Raw genomic sequence first — 17,096 nt, 5'->3', positions numbered from 1 at the left:
CAGCGCTGAAACCATGCCCACAATAAATAACGTATTCTCTTCAGATGGCCTCCTCGCAGGTGCTATCAAGGGGTTTGTACCTCGCGAAGCTCAAACTGAAATGGCAAAGGCGGTTAAGCGCGCTATTGATACCACAGGTAGTTTAATAGTAGAGGCCGGTACAGGAACGGGAAAGACTTTCGCTTATCTCGCTCCGGCATTGTTGAGCGACGGAAAAGCCATTGTTTCTACAGGGACTAAAAACTTACAAGAGCAGCTATTTCACCGCGACTTACCGCTGGTAAAAAAGGCTTTAGGCAGCAAGCGAAAAACTGCACTGTTAAAAGGCCGTTCAAACTATCTTTGTCTACACCGTGTAGCGCAGCACAGCGGCAACTCTACGCTGGTTGAAAAAGAGGTATTGGGTCAGCTTTCAGAAGTGAAACGTTGGTCTAGTACTACGAAAACAGGTGATATGGGGGAGCTTAAAACCCTTCCCGAAGATGCCCGTGTTTTACCGCTGGTTACCTCTACAGTGGATAACTGCTTGGGCCGCGATTGCCCAGATTATGAAGATTGCTACTTGGTAAAAGCGCGCAGAAAGGCGCTGGATGCTGATATTATTGTGGTAAACCACCACCTTTTCTTCGCTGATATGGCACTGAAAGACACAGGGTTTGGCGAGCTTATCCCAGAAGCTGATGCGATTATTTTTGATGAGGCTCATCAAATTCCCGATATTGCCAGCGATTATTTTGGCGAGTCACTTTCGACAAGACAAATTCACGATATTGCGAAAGATATCACGCTGTTGTTCAGAACAGTGCTAAAAGATGCTGGGCAGCTAGATAAAGCGGCTGACAAATGCAGGATGATTGCCTCTGATTTACGGCTATTGTTCCCGGATACGGCTGAACGCGGCAACTGGGCAGAGGCGTTAGACCGTGACGAGGTGCGCATGCAGGTGGGCAAGCTGGCCGAAGCGCTAGGTGTACTGCATGAAGTGTGTAAACTCCATATTGGCCGCGATAAAGATTTAGACAACATGTACGAACGTGTTGTGGCTGCAAGAGAGCAGTTAGATGCGTTAAGCGACAATAAGCAAGAAAATGTAAGTTTGTGGTATGAAACTACTCAGCGCCACCTCATTATGCATTTAACGCCCTTATCAATTGCCGCTAAATTCAGACGATTCGTATCATCGCCGCCGCGCGGGTGGATTTTTACCTCGGCAACCTTAATGGTAAACGGCGGTTTTGATCACTTTCAGCGCCGCATGGGCTTAGAAGACGCTGAAACATTAGGGTTGGATAGCCCGTTTAACTACCCTGAACAGGCCATGCTTTGCGTGCCCCGATATTTACCTGAACCAAACAGCTACGCTATGCGCGAAACTTTGCTAGAAACAGCCAAACGGCTAATCAAAGCAAGTCGCGGGAGATGTTTCTTGTTGTTTACTAGTCACGCTATGCTTCGAGAAATTGCGCAGAAGCTAGAAGATGAGATAGATAATCCGCTACTGGTGCAAGGGACTACCACCAAGCAAGCATTGCTGGATGCGTACCTGGCAGATGAAAAAGCGGTATTAATGGGCACAGGCGCGTTTTGGGAAGGAGTAGACGTGCGCGGCAACGATTTGGTTTGCGTGATGATTGATAAGCTGCCCTTTGCGTCACCTGATGACCCGCTGCTTCAAGCCCGTATGGAAGATGTAAAAAAACGTGGAGCAAACCCGTTTGGTGTTATTCAAATTCCCCAAGCTGTTATTACGTTAAAGCAGGGCGCGGGAAGACTCATCCGAGATCCTTCAGATAAAGGCGTGCTGGTTATATGTGACAATCGATTAGTGACGAAGCCTTACGCCAAAACCTTCGTCGGAAGCTTCCCAGATATGAAAAGAACAAGAAGCTTGGACGAAGTGGAAAAATTTTTAGCCGGCATTGATGAAGCCTAAGTTAAAGCACTGAAAAAGCGGTAAGCGTGTATTACGCCATTAGCCCCGTTTTCAGCTTATATGAAATAAGAGATAAACATGAACATTTTAGCTATAGATACCGCAACCGAAGCTTGTTCGGTTGCGCTTCAATTCAAAGACACCGTCATAACGCGTTTCGAGATATGCCCTCAGCAGCATAGTCAGCGACTTCTTCCCATGGTCGATGAGGTGTTAAAAGAAGCAAAGGTTTCGCTGGGCGACCTAGATTTACTGGCTTTTGGTCGAGGCCCAGGCAGCTTTACCGGTGTTCGCATAGCGACGGGAATGATTCAAGGTTTAGCGTTAGGGACAGGCTTAAAAGTAGCGGGCGTGAGTACGCTTGAAGCTATGGCGTTTGAAGTAGCGTCTAAAACTCAGCATAAAGATGCATTGATTGCCGTCGCGTCTGATGCGCGTATGGGTGAAGTGTACTTCGCGGTTTACTCTCAGTCGCAAAATGGGCTTGTACTTTGCATTGAAGAGCAAGTTTGTCCGCCCGAATTGGCTATTGAACAGCTAAAAGTACTTAGAGAAGAAAACGGCGCGACTGTAATTGCAGCTGGCACCGGCTGGTCTGCCTACGAGGAGCTTGATAACTGGAAGTCTGAAGTATGTGGTGAGGTAGCGTCTGACATCACACTTCCAAACGCGCAATACATGCTTAAACTTGCAATAGATGCACATAGTAAAGGCGAAGTATCTGACGCTGTGAATGTAGAACCTGTATATCTGCGCGATAAAGTTACGTGGAAAAAATTACCCGGTAGAGAGTAACGACACGCTGCCAAATATTGGGCCCCCATTACTAACAATAAATAAATCGAGCAACGGGAAAAGAGGAGCGAGTCTAAAGGTTAAAGCTCGCTTCCCAATGGTATGATTCTTGCCTCAGTTAACTCTGTATGATTATCAATAATAATTTCGCCGTACCGTCTTCCGAACCTTCGCAAGGCCGTGTCGCTAAAATTAACAAAGACCCTGAACAGCAAAGTAAAGGGCAAAGCGAATCGTCTGCTAGGGCGATTGTTGTTGCGCCCGACGAACAGGGAACGGATAACGCCAAAGCGTACCAACAATTCATTCGTGAAGATGGCAACACGTATTCTCAAAATGCCATAGCGTCATACACAAGCTTTGAAAAGCAGCAGCAACGAGAGTCTATTCAATCTATGTTCGGCGTGGACATCTACGCGTAGTTCAATTCCAAATACCATAATTCACACAGTAGATAAATTTAACAAATTATTAAAACCAGCTGTGTATTTTGAACAAAAGCCTACCGTACATACTCTACAAATTGTTGGTTGGGATGATCTATCTCATTTAAGCGACATAGTGTTTGAACGGCAGTGGTTGTCCATTCGTATAAATGCTAATGTTTGGTTGTTGGTATTCGGTTTTTCTTTTTCTCATAAAGAGATACATGAAAGTAGAGGCGGGTTGTAATCGAAATTTCACTGTACTTTTTAAACAACCCAGTGCTTGTAGACTGACTTTTAATCAAAGGCAGCATTTTCTAGGATTTATAGGAGCTCGTCGATGTCTCGGTATTTAGTTTTACTTACAGTCTTTTTATTTGCGGGCTGCACAATAGTCCCAGATAGCATAGAAGTGCCTGAAGGAACGCAGCTAGTTAGCTATTCGAAAGCGGTCACGTCGGGGGCGAACGCGCAAGGCCAAAAGGCCAGATGGGGAGGAATGATTGTTGGTGTTGAAAATAAGCCCAACAAAACGTTCATTGAACTCGCTCATTTTCCGCTAAATCATTATGGCAAGCCTTCAACAAATGGAGAGACGTCGGGTCGATTCAAAGTACAAATTGATGGCTTCGTCGACCCAATTGTTTTTGAAGAAGGGCGTGCGGCAACGTTTCTAGGTACAGTTACCGCTCCAACTGCGGGCATGGTGGGTGAGCAGCCCTACATTTATCCGACGATCATTGCCGATGACTACCACATGTGGAGGAAGCAAGAGGTTTATGATGTAAATACTTACTTCTTCAATTACCACACAGGTTGGTATTCACCTTTTTATCGCTTCAATGGCCCTTGGATGTATCCGCATTTTAATCGAACGCGCGTAATTCGTTACGAAAATGCGCCGAGCAAGGCCACGCTTCCTTCTAAATCTAAGTCTACACGAAGCAAGACAAAGGCAACGATACAGCCCGCAAGGCAGGATAAAGCGAAGTAAAAAACTTATCATGGAGGCGGCATAATATTGCCGCTTTTTTTTATTTTTAGGACGGTCATGGAAAGCGCGCGGCGATTTATTGCCGCAAAGGATGAAAGATGATTGAAACAGAATTTAACATTGGGGCATTACATTTAGCTGCGTTAGATAATCAAGGTGCCGGCAAAGTCGTACTTGGCTTACACGGCTACTTGGATAACGCAGAGAGCTTACGGCTGTTAGCACCCTACCTACAAACTTACCGCTTTATTGCGCTAGACCTAGCTGGTCATGGTCGTTCTGGTCACCGTGCACTAGGCGCACATTACAATCAAGCTGATTACCTGCAAGACCTTTATGCGCTAATAGAATCTCAAGAGTGGGAAGAAGTCATTTTATTAGGACACTCTCTCGGCGGAATACTAGCGAGCCTTTTCGCCGCACTTTTTCCGGAAAAAGTCACTGCTGTAATAAGTATTGATGCTTGTGGGCCGCTTACCGAAACTGAAGAAACAACCGCAGCACAAATGCGTGACGCAATAATGAGTCGTCACGCGAAGTCGCGAAATAAACTGCGAATCGTTGATTTAGACGACGCAGTTAAAGCCAGGTGCAAGGTATCCGATATTCCTGCCGAACACGCGCGTTCTATTTTATCGAGAAATTTGACCCAAGATGCAGGGGGACATTGCTTCTGGTCGAGCGACCCGAAGCTTCGTACAAAATCTACACTAAGACTCACAGAAAAGCAGGCAGAATCGCTAATGCGTGCTATTGTATGCCCAATTCTCTTTATTGGTGCATCTAACAGTTTTAAAAACCTTGAGACTGTTTTCCCCAATCGCAAGGGGTGGTTTTTAAATGCGCAATACGAACAATTAGTAGGCGGTCACCATATTCACATGGAAAATACTGACGATGTAGGGGTATTAATTCGTCATTTTGTTGAGCAATTGTAAATTGTGCCGTTTATTTTTTTTACACATCCTATACTATTCGCAAGTTATCAGACCAGTTATATAAGTGCAGCTCCCCATGCGCTTATAAAATAGTATAAGAATAAAGTAGAGGAGGTTTTGGTGGAAAAAACCTGGCTTAAGCATTACGACCCTCGCGTTTCCGCAGAAATTGATGCCGATCGTTACGCATCTGTAGTAGACATTTTCGAGCAGTCGGTAAAGAAGTTCAAAAATAAAGAAGCCTTCATAAATATGGGGCATTCAATCACGTTTGAAGAGTTAGATACCTTATCAGCTCAATTTGCTGCTTATTTGCAGGCAAGCGGACTAAAACGCGGTGATGCTGTGGCAATCATGATGCCCAACCTTCTTCAATACCCTGTTGCCATGTTTGGTATTCTGCGCGCAGGGATGGTTGTGGTTAATGTAAATCCTCTCTATACAGCTCGTGAGTTAAAGCACCAACTAAATGATGCTAATGCAAAAGCCATCGTTATTGTTGAAAACTTCGCGTGTACTCTAGAAGAAGTCATCGCAGATACAAATCTACAAGAAGTCTTTCTGACCGCTTTAGGCGATATGCTTCCGGCACCTAAGCGCTGGATTGTGAACGCAGTTGTGAAGTACGTTAAAAAGATGGTGCCTTCGTTTAATCTTCCTGAAACGACATCGTTTATATCGGCGGTTAAAAGAGGGCAATCCCTTCAATATAAACGCCCAGATATCGATAGCGGCGATTTAGCGTTTCTTCAATACACAGGTGGCACAACGGGAGTTTCTAAAGGTGCCATGCTTACTCATCGCAATATGGTGGCTAATCTTGAGCAGGTCTCGGGAATTTTAGAAACAGTGATTGAAGAAGGCGAAGACTTTGTTGTTACCGCGCTTCCGCTTTACCATATCTTTGCGCTACTGGCGAACTGCTTGATGTTCGTTAAATACGGGTGCCGTAACTTGCTTATTACCAACCCACGTGACATGCCGGCTTTTGTAAACGAACTTAGCAAATATCCGTTTACCATTTTACCTGGCGTAAATACATTGTTTAATGGCCTGTTAAATATGCCTGGATTCAGTGAACTTGATTTCAGCAAATTTAAGTTTGGTTTAGGTGGCGGTATGGCTGTTCAGCGCCCTGTTGCAGAAAAGTGGGAAAAGGTCACCGGTACTGTGCTTCTTGAAGGCTATGGGCTAACAGAGTGTTCGCCTGTGGTAGCGGTTAACCCGCCACAGATTGAAGCTTATAAAGGTGCAATCGGTATGCCGGTCCCTTCTACAGACATCAAGCTCCTTGACGACGACGGTAACCCTGTCGAAAAGGGCGAGCCTGGTGAAATGTGGGTGAAAGGCCCTCAGGTAATGAAAGGATATTTGAACCGACCAGAAGCAACAGAAGAAATTCTAAAAGACGGTTGGTTAGCCACAGGTGACATCGCAACGGTAGATGATGAAGGTTACTTCTATATTGTTGACCGTAAAAAGGATATGATCCTAGTTTCAGGCTTTAACGTGTTTCCTAACGAGATTGAAGAAGTGGCTGCAATGCATGAAAACATTGTTGAAGCAGCTGCGGTTGGGGTTCCTCATGAAGTCAGTGGTGAAGTTGTGAAATTATTCGTAGTTCGAAACAGCGACTCACTTACTGAAAAAGACGTTATCGCGCATTGCCGTAATCACTTAACGGGTTACAAAGTGCCTAAGCAAGTTGTTTTCAAAGACGACTTACCAAAAACCAATGTAGGTAAAATACTGCGTCGGGAGCTTCGAGACTAATTTCGTTGAAATAGTTTTGTGAAAGCCGGCGTAAGCCGGCTTTTTTATTACTGTGCAAAAATATGCAATATCAATTAATTACAACATCTGAACAACTCGAAAAAGTGTGCACTGCCGCACAGCGTCAAGAGGCGGTAGCCTTAGACACCGAATTCGTAAGAACGAAAACCCTCACTCCTCATTTAGGCCTTATCCAGCTCTATGATGGCCATCAGCTGGTACTCATTGATCCGCTCGCCATAGACAATATGCAGCCATTTATCGATCTCATGGAGAATACCGAAGTCGTAAAAGTACTGCACTCGTGTTCTGAAGACATTGAGGCGTTCCTTACCGCTTTTGATACCGTACCAACGCCTGTGTTCGACACGCAGCTTGCGGGAAGTATTTTGGACATGGGGCCGTCACTTGGCTATGCAAAGCTTGTAGAGTTGCTGTGTGATATCAGTTTGGACAAAGGGGAGTCGCGAACCGATTGGTTAGCCAGACCACTACGTGAAGCGCAGCTTAGCTACGCAGCGAATGATGTGCTGTATTTACTGCCTTGCTATCAACAGTTAGCCAGTAAAGTACAAGAGGCGGGGAAAGTGCACTGGATTTACCAAGAGATCGCTTTGCTAGTTGATAAGAAGCGCGCTCAAATGCCTGAAGATTTTGCGTACTTAAGCATTAAGAATAACTGGCGATTGAACAGCGAGCAGCTCACCGTATTACAGGCACTAGCGGCATGGCGCTTGAGTACCGCACGAAAAAAAGATCTGGCCCTAAACTTTGTGTTCAAAGAAGGGCATTTGTTTGAAGCGGCGCAGCGTCTTATCGATAGTAAATCTGGCCTTTCGCGTATTAACGGCGTGAATCATCAGTCGGTACGCCGCTACGGGGACACCATCATCACGCTAATTGAAGAGGCGAGAGCAAAGTACGCGCAAACACCAGAAAAGCTCAGACTTCCGGTTGTGCTGCGGTTAATTGATATCGCCAAGTACAAAAAAACGCTGGCCGAGCTTAAAGTTATCAGCGACCAGATAGCGAAAGACAATGCTGTAAATAGTGATGTTATTGCCTCTAAAAAACAGCTTAATCAACTGTTAAAATGGTACTGGTTTTCGGTTGATGAGACCCGCGTGCAGGGACTAATGCCCGATGTACTGTCGACGTGGAGAGAGCCATTGTTTCGCTCTCACGTAATTCGTCTACTTGGCGACGCTCCGGCCCAATAGTGCCTTAAAAGCAATATGGGTGAGCAGTATTGGCGAGAGGTGTATGTTCTCTGGCCAATTAAATCTGCTTAGTGACCCCAAAAGAACTAAACAAACGAATTGAGAAAGAGTAAAAATTCTATGTTATGCGCAGTTTATAAAACGCGAAAGAAAGACGGCATGTATTTGTACGTGCCAAAGAAAGACCATTTTGAAGACGTGCCAGAGCCGCTTATGGCGAAGTTTGGTCGCCCAGAGCTAGTGACTATCATCGCCCTAGAAAAGCGTGAGAAACTTGGCCTGGTTGACAAGCAAAAGCTTATCGACGAGCTTAATGAAAAAGGCTTTTACCTTCAAATGCCGCCAAAAGAAGATAATTTGCTAGAGCAACACCGTGAATCTCTTGGGCTTTCAAAAACGCCCGATAAGAAGTTTTAAATATCCATGTTATTAAAGACTCTAAACCGCTTAGTTAGCCGAATTACCTTTATAGCTAAGCGCAAAAATCGTAGTTTATTTCCTCAACCGCGCAATATTGCCCTAGTTTTATCGAGTATAACCTTAAGCTTTTCACTGGCAGTTCATGCCGAAAATCAGCCAAGTAATGACAGTGGGCTTAGCGAGACGGGCTTCAAAAGCTACGTTGCTCAACTGAAAAAAGAAGCGGCCGAAAAGGGCATAGATAAGACTAAATTAGATTTAGCGTTTGCTGACATTACTTTCAGGCCCACGGTCGTCAAGTCTGACAAAAGCCAGCCAGAGAAAAAAATTACGCTAGATGATTATCTAGCAACGCGAGTACCCGACTGGAAAGTGAAGCAGGCGGTTGAGCAGTACAATGAACACAAAGTACTGCTTGACGAAATTGCTCAAAAATATGGGGTTCAGGCCCGCTTTATTGTTGCGCTGTGGGGTAATGAGTCTAACTTTGGTAAGATTCAGGGCAACTTTAGTGTGCTGTCTGCACTGGCATCTTTGGCGTATGAAGGGCGAAGAGAAAAGCTGTTTAAAGACAATTTTTTTGCGGCACTTCAGATTCTAGATGAAGGGCATATCTCTGTAGAGGCGCTTAAAGGCTCTTGGGCCGGTGCGATGGGACAAACACAGTTTATGCCCATATCCTTTCTAAATTACGCAGTGGACTACGACGGCGACGGCAGAAAGGATATTTGGGGGACCAAGGCAGACGTATTTGCGTCAATCGCCAACTATCTATCATCTGAAGGTTGGGATAGTGAAGGGACGTGGGGACGCCAAGTAATACTAACCAAACCAGTACCTTTTTCAGGGTTAGCGAAATCTAACATGAAGCCGTTGGCCTTTTGGCAGCAGAATGGCGTCAAGCGCTACAACGGAAATGAACTCCCCAATGCAGAAATCAGTGCATCGCTTATTATGCCAGATGGTGAGCAAGGCCGAATTTACTTGGTGTATAACAATTTTCACACACTGATGAAGTGGAACCGCTCGTCTTACTTTGGCGTTTCGGTTGGGTATTTATCAGAGCGGATAAAACGAGGTTACTAATGGCTTATCGTCACATCGATTCTCAAGGCAATGAAATATCACTACCCGTTAGTAAAGTAGTGTGTATAGGTAGAAATTACCTCGACCACATTCAAGAAATGAATTCTACCGTATCTGAAGCACCCTTGCTGTTTATGAAGCCAAAGGCTGCCTTATGTTATATGCAGAAGCCTATTGCCATTCCTACCGACAAAGGCGAGTGTCACAACGAGCTTGAAGTCGCTGTGCTGCTAAAATCATCATTGAAGAATGCGAGTGTAGATGACGTAAAAGCCGCGATATGGGGTATTGGACTTGGTCTCGATTTAACCCTTCGCGAGGTTCAAGCCGAGCTTAAGAAGCAAGGCCAGCCTTGGGAAAGAGCGAAGTCTTTCGACAACAGTGCACCGCTGTCAGGCTTTGTGCCGTTAAGTGAAATAGAAAACTTGGAAGACCTGCGTTTTACCTTAACCATAAACGGGGTGGTTAGACAGCAGGGACATACCGAGCTGATGCTGCACAAAATCATCCCACTTATCGCCCATATGTCATCTATATTTACGTTAGACAGTGGTGACGTGATTCTTACAGGCACGCCCAAAGGGGTAGGTAAGCTTTGTTCGCAAGATACGATTGTTGCAACGCTAGACAATCATTTAACCGTGGAAACCGAGGTAATAGCAGAATGACAGCCGCGTTTTGGGAAACCAAATCTTTAGAAGAGATGACCCAAAAGGAATGGGAATCACTTTGTGATGGATGTGGTAAATGTTGTCTGCAAAAATTTATCGATGATGACGCGGTAGAAGAATACGAAGTGACCGACCACATTAACGATAATGAGAAGATTCACTATACCAATATTGTGTGTACGTATTTGAACACAAAAAAATGTGAATGTACCCAATATGAAAGGCGCACAGAGCTGGTGCCTGATTGCGTGAAGCTGACAAAAGAGAATCTGAAGGATATCTTTTTTATGCCTAATAGCTGCACCTATCGCCGCCTTTATGAGGGAAGGGGCATACCATCGTGGCACCCATTGTTAAACAAGGGGAAGAAACACGTGATGCACGCAAAGGGGATGTCGGTACGCAACAAGACCGTTTTTGAAACCGACGTGGATTTAAATAATTTTGAAGACTATATAGCCATTTGGCCTTTAGAAGACTTAGATTAACGCGCAGAACGCGCGTTAATCGCCATTAACAATCGCATAAAGCAACGCATCGCGCCCAAATACACGTTTGCGACAAAGCCCTTCTTTTGTACCACCAATTCGCTCTGCTACACGTATGCTTGCCTTGTTGTTAGGCTCTATAAAGCATTCTAATCGATGCAAATTCATTTGAGAGAACGCAAGCTTCTTCAAGGCTTCACAAATCGCGGTAGCTAAACCTTTTCCGCACGCGTCTGGTTTAAGCCAGTAGCCAAGATTAGCGATAAGGTGCGTGTGGTGAATATGGTTGATAATGCCCATACCTAAGCATTTTTCTTCGTGCATTAGCAAGTAGGTAAGTCCATATCCTGTATCTCGTGCCTTTTCCATGTTGGTGATGCACTGCTTAGACAGTGCAGGCGTAACAGGGCAAACCGCTGAACCAAACCAAGGTTTTACGTGATGGATAGACTGTTGCCCAGCCTCACAAAGCGCATAGCAATGTTTCTCTGCAATGCGCTGAATGAAAATGGGGCCTTGTTCCGTATGTATCGGAGGTAGGCGAGACGGTAGAATGGATAAGTCGATCAAAAGGGTTTCTTATCCAATAATCGACATGCAAACACAATAGCAAACACAGCAAAGTAGGCAGCAAAAATAATTTGCATCCACTCAGCCATTCCCATAGACAAAAACTGCCACGAATCTTCTAAACAGTCACCTTCAGCAGCAAATACAGCGGGTAGCCACTCGTGAAGTTGTAACCACGAAGGGAAGTTTGGCACTATTTCACAGCTTGCAAAAAATGGGTTCGCAGCATTGAGAATGCCTACGTGCTCTTTGGCAATTAAGAAGCCCCATCCTGCAGATACAGCCCAACCAGCAAAGCCAAGCATGCGTGTAAAGCCGTTGTTTTTAATAACGACAATAAGTGCTGACAACACAATACCGTACATGGCGGTTCGCTGATAAATGCACATAATGCAGGGTTTTAAACCCATGCCGTACTGAAAGTAAAGCGCAGCAATTTCTAATGCCAATGACGTGGCGAAAAGCACAAGCCATGAAGACTTGTGCTCTGCCCATTGGCTAATGCTGTGAATGATTCCGCGCATAGACTAGTGACCTACCGCTTGAGCACCCGCTTCAGCAGCGGTGTGGTGTTCAATGAGGTGCATGTCGTAAAGCACCTGAGTAGCATCAGCAAGTCCAATGTATGTTGCTAACAAACCAACGATGGTCAGCACGATGGTATATGGCAATGCCATCATAACCATACGGCCGTACGACAAACGAAGCAGTGGCGCGATGGCTGAGGTCAGCAAGAATAGGAAAGCAGCTTGACCGTTTGGTGTCGCCACACTGGGTAAGTTGGTTCCCGTATTGATTGCTACAGCAAGCATATCGTACTGGTCACGTGTGATTTGACCGGCCTGTAGAGCCGCTGTGACTTCAGTGATATAAACAGAGCCCACAAACACGTTGTCACTCACCATCGAAAGCACACCGTTAGCAAGATAGAACATAACCATTTGCGTTTCGCCTTCAAACGACAGTACCCAATGGATTACCGGCTGGAAAAGGCCTTGGTCAATGATAACGGCTACTACACCAAAGAATACGCAAAGTAATGCGGTAAATGGCAGTGCTTCCTCGAACGCTTTTCCAAGTGCGTGTTCTTCGATAACACCGCTCATAGAAGTAGCAAGTACAATAACTGACAGACCAATAAGACCCACTGACGCCATGTGCGTAGCAAGACCAATGATTAACCAAACACCTATTAGTGCTTGTACTACCAGCTTAGCGGTTTCACGCTTACTGCGGCCCTTGTCCATATGGTCGTTATAGTCGACCAAAATCTGTCTTACCGCTGCAGGTAGTTTTGCGCCGTATGAAAACATACCGGTTTTTTCCAGAATTACGGTGGTAAGTAGTCCAAATACGAATACTGGGATAGTAACGGGTGCCATACGGATGAAAAATTCAACGAAGTCCCAGCCAGCCTTATCTGCAATAATCAGGTTCTGTGGTTCGCCTACCATGGTCATAACACCACCAAGGGCAGTACCTACGGCTGAGTGCATCATAAGGTTGCGTAGGAAAGCTCTGAAGTCTTCTAAGTCGTGGCTTCCCAGCTCGTCGTCGCTTGTGTGGTCGTGATCAGAATGAAACTCCTTGCCCGACGCTACTTTGTGATAGATAGAGTAAAAGCCCAGACCTACACTGATTATTACTGCAACAACCGTTAATGCGTCGAGAAACGCCGATAGAAATGCAGACGCAAAAATAAACGATAGGGATAAAATTAACTTGTTGCGAACCTTAATCACCAATTTGGTGAACAAGTACATAAGCAGGTCTTTCATGAAGTAAATGCCCGCTACCATGAACACCAGTAGCAATAGCACTTCTAAGTTAACTTCAATCTCATGCATCATATGGCCAGGCGATGTCATGCCTATAAACATCGCTTCGATGAGCAGCAGGCCGCCTGGTTGAAGCGGGTAACACTTCAATGCCATCGCTAAGGTAAAGATGAATTGGATTACAAGCGTCCAGCCCGCTACATATGGGTCCACCATAAAGATGAAGGGATTAACAATGAGAAAGGCAATAATGGTTTTTTTATACCAGTCGGGCGCATGTCCCAGGAAATTCTTATAGATCGCCGCGATCATTGAGGTTTGCATGAGTTCCTGTTCCTTTTACAACAAAGCACGCATTTTTGCGCATCTTTATACTGTGTAGTTCCGGTTATTGCATACACAAACTGCTGGCGCGATGCGATTTATTTCGCTTTACCGCGGTTTTGCTGCTGTCATTATAGTCGGAAATTAAGCGTACATGATATTAACGTCTTGAGAAAGCAATTCACAGACCCCACCATGTGAAAGTCACTGAATATTTATCACTTTTTTATGATAGTTATCATTGAATTTGAAAATACGTAAGATTTCGAACATAAAATGTACAAGCAGTGTTTAATGGTGTTTGAAATAACACTTTAATTTTAACAAGTTGTTAAAAGCTTTAGTGGACGAGGCATAATTCATTGTGATAATAAAACAGCATCTGGTACAATCAGTTGCAAAATAACAATAACGTGCAGGCGATTAGTTATGATTTATAAGGCACAGAGTCCAGCTGGATTCGCCGAAGAATATATTGTTGAATCTATTTGGAGTGGAAGATTTCCACCTGGCACCATTTTGCCTGCAGAAAGAGAGCTTTCTGAGTTAATTGGTGTAACGCGTACTACACTGCGTGAAGTACTTCAGCGTCTAGCTCGTGATGGTTGGTTAACAATTCAACACGGCAAGCCGACCAAGGTTAACAATTTCTGGGAAACGTGTGGGTTAAACATTTTAGAAACACTTGCTCGTTTAGACCAAGAAGGGATCCCAGAACTGGTTGATAATTTATTAGCAGCGCGCACTAATTTAAGTGCGGTTTTCATTCGAGGCGCAATTCGAAACAACCCTCAAGAGTCTGCTGAAATTATTGCCCGTTATAAAAACGTTGAGCAAGAAGGTTTAGCTTTTGCCCAGTTCGACTATCAAATGTCTCATGACTTGGCATTAGCATCTAACAATAACGTATTTGTTTTGATGATGAACGGCTTCCGTGGCTTGTACTCGCGTATTGGTGGCTATTTCTTCTCGCACCAACAAGCACGCGACGTGGCAAACAAGTATTACGCAGACTTGCTTGATGTTGCTGAGAAAGGCGAATACGACCGCGTCCCTGTAGTGGTAAGAAAGTACGGTATAGAGAGTGGAAAGGTGTGGCTTGCTATTCGTGATGACATGCCTAAGGATTTGGTCGACTAAACACTAGGCTGCCAAAGGCTGTTGGTTTCAATACGACGGCTTTTACAACAAACAACAAAAGCGCCGCATTATTTCTGAATATGCGGCGTTTTTTATCGCTTTCTACTAACGCTCGTTGGTGAATTTACAGCGATGAAACACAGTTTCACATATCTTGTAACATTTTAACCCTTACTTAGTCCCATTCGCGTTAAGTAACGCTAGACCCTAAATCGTATTTATATATACTCACTTTACTTATAAACTTCGCTTAGTTTAGCTGCTTTTTTAAATCTTCAATGATCAAAAGTCGATTGTCTTCAATCGCTTGGCGGTAAACAAAGCGCCAATAAAAGTGCACAACAGGAATAATAATGAAATATCTATGGATAGCACTTGCCGCAGGTGGCTTGGTAGCAGGCTGTGGCGTCGAAAATAAAGCTGAAAATCCTCAACAAGTAGCTGAAAGTGCAGCGCCATCCGTTATGCTAAATACTCAAGTAAGTGCGCCTGTGGCGAAAAAAGTGCCGCATGAAATGACCGCGCATGGTGTCACCCGTAATGACAATTACTATTGGATGCGTGATGACTCCCGAACCGACGAAGAGATATTGTCCCATTTAGAACAAGAAAACAGCTATGTTGAGACTGTTTTGGCTCCTCTTAAGAAAAACCGAGAAGCGCTTTATGAGGAGCTCGTGTCTCGGATTGAGAAGGACGACTCAACCGTTCCCGTTCTCGACAATGGTTACTGGTACTACACCAGCTACTCAGGTGAAAACGAGTATCCTATTTATTTAAGAAAACCTTCACTTGACGCTGAACCGCAAGTATTGCTTGATGCAAACCGAATGTCTGAAGGGCATGATTATTTCAGTATTGGTAGTTATGCGGTGAGCAGCAACAACAAGTTGCTTGCGTATTCTGAAGATACGCTTAGCCGACGCATCTACACTGTGTATGTCAAAAGCCTAGAGAGTGAAGAAAAGCTTGATGACGTTTTAGAAGGTACGTCTGGAAGTGTAGTTTGGGCGAACGATAATATCCATCTCTTTTACGTGAAGAAAGACCCGCAGACTCTTTTGGGATACCAAGTCTATCGCCATAAATTGGGCACGTCTCAAAGCGAAGATGTTTTAGTTTATGAAGAGAGCGACCCTACCTTTTATACCTATATCAGTAAAAGTAAAGACGATAGTGTCATATACATTCACCACGACAACACCGAAAAAACAGGTGTGACTTTGATTGATGCGAATAACCCAACGTCTCAAACAAAAGTATTCTTGCCCATTGAAGACGGACAAGAATACAGTGTAGCAAAAGCGAGTGACGGTTATTTTGTGTTGACCAATATTGGGGCGAAGAATTTTAGAGTGATGAAAGCACCATTAGGCGCCACTAACGATGTGTCGAAATGGAAAGAAGTGATTGCACATCGTCCAGACGTTTTCCTTCAAAGTATTGAAGTAATGAACAACCACTTAGTGGTTAAAGAAAAAGAAAACGGCATGCTGCGCTTGGTCGTTCACAATCTGACGACAAACGAAGAGAAAGTTATTCCAACTCAAGATCCAATTTACGGTGCGTATTTTAATGCAAACCCTAAAATGGATACCAATAAGCTTAGAATTTATTACAGCTCGTTGACCACGCCTGGTTCTATCATTGATATAAACTTAGATACCCTTGAAAGCGAGGTGATGAAACAAACCCGTGTATCTGACACTTTTGACTCCTCTCTCTATGCCTCTGAGCGCGTGATGATTGAAGCGAGAGACGGTACGTCGGTTCCCGTTTCGTTGGTTTATCGCAAAGATAAGTTTAAGAAAGACGGCACCAATCCATTATATCAATACGCCTATGGCTCATACGGTTCGACTGTAGACCCAACGTTTAGAAGCAGCTGGCTGTCTTTGATAGACAGAGGCTTTGTTGTCGCGATCGCACACATTCGCGGAGGTCAAATGTTGGGGCGCGAGTGGTATGAAGACGGCAAAATGCATCAGAAGATAAATACCTTTACTGACTTTATTGACGTTTCAAAAGGACTTGTGGCAAAGCAGTACGCAGACAAAGACCGCGTCTTTGCTATGGGCGGCAGCGCGGGTGGCTTATTAATGGGCGCAATCGTAAATATGGCACCTGAACTCTATCAAGGTGTGAGCGCGCACGTTCCATTTGTTGATGTAGTGACCACGATGAGCGATGCGTCTATTCCGCTGACTACCGGCGAATATACCGAGTGGGGTAACCCAGCCAACAAAGCTGAGTTTGACTATATGCTTTCCTACTCGCCTTACGATCAGATTGAAGCAAAAGACTATCCACATATGTTGGTTACAACCGGACTACACGACTCACAAGTGCAGTACTTTGAGCCAATGAAGTGGGTGGCGAAGCTAAGAGAATACAAAACAGACGATAATTTACTGCTTTTCAAAACCGACATGGAAGCGGGTCACGGTGGAGCTTCAGGACGTTTCAAACGATTCGAGTCTACCGCGCTTGAATATGCGTTCGTATTGCATCTTGCAGGTGTTCCACTCTAACTCTACACCC

At 44.6% G+C, this 17,096-nt stretch carries 16 protein-coding genes; 13 read left to right on the top strand and 3 right to left on the bottom strand.

Features of this window, described 5'->3' with window-relative positions:
* The first annotated feature begins 13 nt into the window (after positions 1 to 13).
* The 11 genes from KUL49_RS05975 to KUL49_RS05925 all read left to right on the top strand — a co-directional run bounded on the left by KUL49_RS05975 (position 14) and on the right by KUL49_RS05925 (position 10,743).
* Positions 14 to 1,933: an ATP-dependent DNA helicase gene (locus KUL49_RS05975; RefSeq protein ID WP_131136646.1), complete on the top strand. Its 1,920-nt coding sequence runs from the start codon at positions 14 to 16 to the stop codon at positions 1,931 to 1,933.
* 78 nt (positions 1,934 to 2,011) lie between these two features.
* A complete protein-coding gene (tsaB, locus tag KUL49_RS05970) occupies positions 2,012 to 2,728 on the top strand; it encodes a tRNA (adenosine(37)-N6)-threonylcarbamoyltransferase complex dimerization subunit type 1 TsaB (protein ID WP_131136645.1) in 717 nt (238 codons plus the stop codon).
* A gap of 128 nt (positions 2,729 to 2,856) precedes the next feature.
* Positions 2,857 to 3,150 carry a hypothetical protein gene (locus tag KUL49_RS05965; protein WP_014950008.1) on the top strand — a complete coding sequence of 98 codons (294 nt, stop codon included), beginning with the start codon at positions 2,857 to 2,859 and terminating at the stop codon, positions 3,148 to 3,150.
* 343 nt (positions 3,151 to 3,493) lie between these two features.
* The gene (locus KUL49_RS05960; RefSeq protein ID WP_014950007.1) at positions 3,494 to 4,147 is read left to right on the top strand and encodes a Slp family lipoprotein; all 654 of its coding nucleotides are present in this window, start codon (positions 3,494 to 3,496) and stop codon (positions 4,145 to 4,147) included.
* A 98-nt stretch (positions 4,148 to 4,245) separates the two neighbouring features.
* On the top strand, positions 4,246 to 5,085 hold the full coding sequence (locus KUL49_RS05955; protein WP_131136644.1) for an alpha/beta fold hydrolase: 840 nt from the start codon (positions 4,246 to 4,248) through the stop codon (positions 5,083 to 5,085).
* Positions 5,086 to 5,205: 120 nt separating this feature from the next.
* Positions 5,206 to 6,858 carry a long-chain-fatty-acid--CoA ligase FadD gene (gene fadD, locus KUL49_RS05950; protein ID WP_131136643.1) on the top strand — a complete coding sequence of 551 codons (1,653 nt, stop codon included), beginning with the start codon at positions 5,206 to 5,208 and terminating at the stop codon, positions 6,856 to 6,858.
* A 62-nt stretch (positions 6,859 to 6,920) separates the two neighbouring features.
* Positions 6,921 to 8,078 carry a ribonuclease D gene (gene rnd / locus KUL49_RS05945; RefSeq protein ID WP_131136642.1) on the top strand — a complete coding sequence of 386 codons (1,158 nt, stop codon included), beginning with the start codon at positions 6,921 to 6,923 and terminating at the stop codon, positions 8,076 to 8,078.
* Between the two features lie 120 nt (positions 8,079 to 8,198).
* Positions 8,199 to 8,495 carry a YcgL domain-containing protein gene (locus KUL49_RS05940; RefSeq protein ID WP_014950003.1) on the top strand — a complete coding sequence of 99 codons (297 nt, stop codon included), beginning with the start codon at positions 8,199 to 8,201 and terminating at the stop codon, positions 8,493 to 8,495.
* A 6-nt stretch (positions 8,496 to 8,501) separates the two neighbouring features.
* Positions 8,502 to 9,584, top strand: coding sequence for a lytic transglycosylase domain-containing protein (locus KUL49_RS05935; protein WP_131136641.1), 1,083 nt, complete (start codon positions 8,502 to 8,504; stop codon positions 9,582 to 9,584).
* The gene (locus tag KUL49_RS05930; protein WP_014976926.1) at positions 9,584 to 10,252 is read left to right on the top strand and encodes a fumarylacetoacetate hydrolase family protein; all 669 of its coding nucleotides are present in this window, start codon (positions 9,584 to 9,586) and stop codon (positions 10,250 to 10,252) included. The genes KUL49_RS05935 and KUL49_RS05930 overlap by 1 nt, the downstream gene beginning before the upstream one ends.
* Positions 10,249 to 10,743 carry a YcgN family cysteine cluster protein gene (locus tag KUL49_RS05925; RefSeq protein WP_014950000.1) on the top strand — a complete coding sequence of 165 codons (495 nt, stop codon included), beginning with the start codon at positions 10,249 to 10,251 and terminating at the stop codon, positions 10,741 to 10,743. Before KUL49_RS05930 ends, KUL49_RS05925 begins: the two co-directional genes overlap by 4 nt.
* 15 nt (positions 10,744 to 10,758) lie before the next feature.
* Here KUL49_RS05925 and KUL49_RS05920 read toward each other — a convergent pair whose 3' ends face one another.
* From KUL49_RS05920 to nhaB, 3 genes are read right to left on the bottom strand one after another with little or no spacing between them, the layout of a single operon-like run.
* Positions 10,759 to 11,313: a GNAT family N-acetyltransferase gene (locus KUL49_RS05920; protein ID WP_131136640.1), complete on the bottom strand. Its 555-nt coding sequence runs from the start codon at positions 11,311 to 11,313 to the stop codon at positions 10,759 to 10,761.
* Positions 11,310 to 11,837, bottom strand: coding sequence for a disulfide bond formation protein DsbB (gene dsbB / locus KUL49_RS05915; protein ID WP_014976923.1), 528 nt, complete (start codon positions 11,835 to 11,837; stop codon positions 11,310 to 11,312). The genes KUL49_RS05920 and dsbB overlap by 4 nt, the downstream gene beginning before the upstream one ends.
* Before the next feature lie 3 nt (positions 11,838 to 11,840).
* A complete protein-coding gene (gene nhaB / locus KUL49_RS05910) occupies positions 11,841 to 13,415 on the bottom strand; it encodes a sodium/proton antiporter NhaB (RefSeq protein WP_014949997.1) in 1,575 nt (524 codons plus the stop codon).
* A 429-nt stretch (positions 13,416 to 13,844) separates the two neighbouring features.
* On the opposite strand from nhaB, the gene fadR reads away from it, so the two are divergent.
* Complete coding sequence (fadR, locus tag KUL49_RS05905; RefSeq protein ID WP_014949996.1) at positions 13,845 to 14,555, top strand: fatty acid metabolism transcriptional regulator FadR; 711 nt, start codon at positions 13,845 to 13,847, stop codon at positions 14,553 to 14,555.
* Between the two features lie 353 nt (positions 14,556 to 14,908).
* Positions 14,909 to 17,086, top strand: a complete 2,178-nt coding sequence (locus KUL49_RS05900; RefSeq protein WP_131136639.1) for a S9 family peptidase — start codon at positions 14,909 to 14,911, stop codon at positions 17,084 to 17,086.
* The last annotated feature ends 10 nt before the right edge of the window (positions 17,087 to 17,096 follow it).

The organism is Alteromonas sp. KUL17, from assembly GCF_006538305.1.
Lineage (GTDB): Bacteria > Pseudomonadota > Gammaproteobacteria > Enterobacterales > Alteromonadaceae > Alteromonas > Alteromonas macleodii.
This window is presented reverse-complemented; position numbering and strand designations above follow the sequence as displayed.

Coding starts and splice junctions, on each gene's coding strand:
- KUL49_RS05975 (WP_131136646.1), top strand. CDS start 14: ATGCCCACAATAAATAACGTATTCTCTTCAGATGGCCTCCTCGCAGGT.
- tsaB (WP_131136645.1), top strand. CDS start 2,012: ATGAACATTTTAGCTATAGATACCGCAACCGAAGCTTGTTCGGTTGCG.
- KUL49_RS05965 (WP_014950008.1), top strand. CDS start 2,857: ATGATTATCAATAATAATTTCGCCGTACCGTCTTCCGAACCTTCGCAA.
- KUL49_RS05960 (WP_014950007.1), top strand. CDS start 3,494: ATGTCTCGGTATTTAGTTTTACTTACAGTCTTTTTATTTGCGGGCTGC.
- KUL49_RS05955 (WP_131136644.1), top strand. CDS start 4,246: ATGATTGAAACAGAATTTAACATTGGGGCATTACATTTAGCTGCGTTA.
- rnd (WP_131136642.1), top strand. CDS start 6,921: ATGCAATATCAATTAATTACAACATCTGAACAACTCGAAAAAGTGTGC.
- KUL49_RS05940 (WP_014950003.1), top strand. CDS start 8,199: ATGTTATGCGCAGTTTATAAAACGCGAAAGAAAGACGGCATGTATTTG.
- KUL49_RS05935 (WP_131136641.1), top strand. CDS start 8,502: ATGTTATTAAAGACTCTAAACCGCTTAGTTAGCCGAATTACCTTTATA.
- KUL49_RS05930 (WP_014976926.1), top strand. CDS start 9,584: ATGGCTTATCGTCACATCGATTCTCAAGGCAATGAAATATCACTACCC.
- KUL49_RS05925 (WP_014950000.1), top strand. CDS start 10,249: ATGACAGCCGCGTTTTGGGAAACCAAATCTTTAGAAGAGATGACCCAA.
- dsbB (WP_014976923.1), bottom strand. CDS start 11,837: ATGCGCGGAATCATTCACAGCATTAGCCAATGGGCAGAGCACAAGTCT.
- nhaB (WP_014949997.1), bottom strand. CDS start 13,415: ATGCAAACCTCAATGATCGCGGCGATCTATAAGAATTTCCTGGGACAT.
- fadR (WP_014949996.1), top strand. CDS start 13,845: ATGATTTATAAGGCACAGAGTCCAGCTGGATTCGCCGAAGAATATATT.
- KUL49_RS05900 (WP_131136639.1), top strand. CDS start 14,909: ATGAAATATCTATGGATAGCACTTGCCGCAGGTGGCTTGGTAGCAGGC.